Source organism: Nocardiopsis sp. RV163 (assembly GCF_001029525.1).
Lineage (GTDB): Bacteria > Actinomycetota > Actinomycetes > Streptosporangiales > Streptosporangiaceae > Nocardiopsis > Nocardiopsis dassonvillei.
The window spans coordinates 1-3,146 of the sequence record NZ_LEKI01000292.1; the positions used below are offsets into that span (position 1 = coordinate 1).

The window sequence follows — 3,146 nt, forward strand, 5'->3', positions numbered from 1 at the left end:
GGGGCGGTGGGCGCCGGGATGCGGGGGTCGCGGATGTCCTAGAGTTCGTGCGTCGTCCCTCGCCCTGCCTTCGTACCCTGGGGGTTTCGTGACCGCCGAGTCCCTGTCCCGCGACCTCGCGGGCAAGCCCGAGGCGCTGATCCGGCTCGCCGAGCGCTTCCCGCGGTGGGATCCCTACGCCGCGCTGCCCGCTCTGCTCGACGACGAGCCCGCCGCGGTGCGGTTCCTGGGCCTGGGGGCTGCGCGGCACGCGTGCGAGGTGGCGGCGGCGCGGCTGCGGCGGGCGGGGATCGCGGCGAGCGCGGACTACTCCTCGTCGGCGGAGGAGCCCCCCGCGGGGCCCGAGACGCTCGTGGTCGCGGTGAGCCTGGGCGGTGGGCAGCGCGAGTTGTACACGGTGCTGGACCGCTACGTGGCGCGGTCGCCGGTGATCGTGCTGGCCCCGTCGGTGGACTCGGTGGTGGGGCGGCAGGCGGACCTGGTGGTGCCGCTGCACGCGGGCGAGGAGGCGAGCGGTGTGGGCTGTCGCGCCTACCAGCACGCGCTGGCCCTGCTCCTGTTGCTGGGGCACCGTCTGGGCGCGCCCGTGACGGGCGGCAGCCGGTCCCTGCCGGGACTGCTGCGCCGCGCGGCGAACGCGACGGCGTCGCTGTTGGAGAGCGCGCCTGGGTGGGTGCCCGAGGTGGCCCGGGTCCTGGAGTCGCCGCACGGCGTGCACATGGTGGCCCCGGCCGAGCGTATGGCTTCGGCCTGGCAGGGGGTGCGGGTGCTGCGCCAGGGGCCGGTGCGGGTGGCGCACGCGTGCGAGACCGGGGAGTGGTCGCACACCGACCGCCATCTGGCGGCGGTGACGGACTACCGGGCGCTGCTGTTCGCGGGTTCGGCCTACGACGAGCGCTTCGCCCAGCACCTGGGACAGCTGAGGGGGGCGTTCGTGGCGGTGGGCCCCACCCCCGGTCAGGAGCGGATGCCGGAGGCGGAGCTGACCGTGCGCTACCCGGGTGACACCGACCAGGACGTGAGCCTGCTGGTGGAGCCGCTGGTGGCGGAGTTGCTGGCGGCGCACTGGTGGCGCGGCCGGTAGGCGTCCACAGGCCCGGCCGGGGCGTTGCCCCGGTTCGGGCGGTCCGGGGAGGATGGGTTCGGGAGCCGCCCCCACTGCCGGGACGGACGCGGCGCCCCCGGATCAACGGGGGCCCGGCGGCCGTGCGGGCGCACCCCCTCACGTCGGCCTGTGGACGGCCGCGGTCAGGCCGAGGAGCGCACCCAGGAGGCGTACAGGTCGGCGTAGACGCCGGGCCCGTCGACCAGTTCGGTGTGCGGGCCGCTCTGCGCGATGCGCCCGTCGTCGAAGACCAGGACCCGGTCGGCGGCCTCGGCGGTGGAGAGCCGGTGCGCGATGGCCACGGAGGTGCGCCCGCGCGTGAGCCGGTCCAGGGCGCGCTGGATGCGCACCTCGGTGTGCGGGTCCACCGCCGAGGTGGCCTCGTCCAGCACGAGCAGGTCGGGGTCGGCGACGTAGGCGCGCACCAGGGCGACGAGCTGCCGCTCCCCGGCCGAGAGCGACTCCCCGCGCTGGCCCACGGGGGTGTCGAGTCCGTGGGCGAGGCTGTCGAGCCACTCGGCCAACCCCAGTTCGGTGACGGCGGCCTCCAGTTCGGCGTCGGTGCTCTCGGGGCGGGCGAAGCGGATGTTGTCCCCCAGGGAGCTGTCGAAGAGGAAGCCCTCCTGCGGGACCATCACCACGCGGCTGCGCAGGGAGGAGAAGGCCACCTCGCGCAGGTCGACGCCGTCGAGCCGGACGGTGCCCTGGGCGGGGTCCATGAGGCGGGTGAGCAGTTTGACGAAGGTGGTCTTGCCCGAGCCGGTCTCGCCCACCACGGCCACGCGGGTGCCGGGGGTGATCTCGACGTCGACGTCGTCGAGGACGACGGGGCCCTCGGGGTAGGAGTAGGTCACCCCGTCGAAGGAGACCCGGACCGGCCCGCGCGGCAGCACCCGACCCGCCTCGCCGGGGTCGGCGATGTCGGGGACGGTGTCGAGCACGCCCAGGACGCGGCGCCAGCCCGCGATGGCGTTCTGGGCCTCGTTGAAGATCTCGGTGGCCATCATCATCGGCTGGATGAACAGGGTCATCAGGAACAGGAAGGCGATGAGCTGCCCGGCGGTCAGCCCGCCGTCCAGGCCGAGCCAGACGCCGATGAGGACGACGGCGGTGTTGCCCAGGGCCGCGATGATCTCGGCGAAGGGCGAGACCGCCATGGACAGCCGCTGGGCGCGGACCTGGGAGCGGCGCGTGGTCAGGACGGTGGTGTCGATGCGCTCGGCGGTGCGCGCCTCGGTGCCGTGGGCGCGGATGACGGAGGCGCCCATGACGGTCTCGCCGATGACGCCGAGCATGTCGCCGGTGTTCTCGCGGACCTTGAGGTAGGCCTTGGAGAGCAGTTTCTGGAGCCAGCGCACGCCGAACAGCAGCGGCAGGAAGCAGATCCACACCACGAGGGTGAGCTGCCAGGAGTAGACCGCCATCAAAACGGTGGCGACCAGGAGCTGGCCGCTGCTGACCAGCAGGAGCAGGCCGCCCCACTGCATGAAGGTGCTGATCTGGTCGACGTCGCTGGTGACGCGCGAGACCAGGGCGCCCTTGCGCTCGCTGTTCTGGGTGAGCACGGACAGGTCGTGCACGTGCCGGAAGGCCTTGCGGCGCAGTGTGGCCAGGCCGGACTCGGTGGCCCGGTACAGGCGCACGTTCATCAGGTAGGAGCAGATCATGGTGACCACGAGCAGGGCGGCGCAGACGGCCACCATGCGGGTGACGAAGCCCAGGTCGGGCCCGTCCGCCCCGGTCAGCCCGTTGTCGATGATCTGCTGGACGGCGATGGGCACGATGACCTTGCCCGCGGTGGCCACGACGGCGAAGGCCAGGGTGAGCCACAGGCCGCGGGCGAACTCCGGGGAGAGCCGAAGGCCGCGCTTGAGCGTGTCCATCGCCCCCTCGGAGGAGCGGTGCAGTGACACGGCCGGGGCGTCGGGTGCGCGGCCGGGCCGCTCCTCCCCCTCCCGCTCTCGCTGCTCCTCGCGGGTGGGCGCGCTCATCGGGTGGCCTCCTCGGCGGCGTCGTCACGGTTGGGGCGGGCGGGTTCGAG

The 3,146-nt window shown here is 73.7% G+C and carries 2 protein-coding genes; one reads left to right on the forward strand and one right to left on the reverse strand.

Annotation, left to right across the window (positions count from 1 at the left end):
- Window positions 1-88 precede the first annotated feature (88 nt).
- On the forward strand, window positions 89-1,084 hold the full coding sequence (locus tag ABD54_RS26135) for an SIS domain-containing protein (RefSeq protein WP_047872213.1): 996 nt from the start codon (window positions 89-91) through the stop codon (window positions 1,082-1,084).
- Between the two features lie 164 nt (window positions 1,085-1,248).
- Here ABD54_RS26135 and ABD54_RS26140 read toward each other — a convergent pair whose 3' ends face one another.
- Window positions 1,249-3,096 (reverse strand): ABC transporter ATP-binding protein, encoded by a 1,848-nt coding sequence (locus ABD54_RS26140; protein WP_047872214.1) that lies wholly within the window; start codon window positions 3,094-3,096, stop codon window positions 1,249-1,251.
- Window positions 3,097-3,146 lie beyond the last annotated feature (50 nt).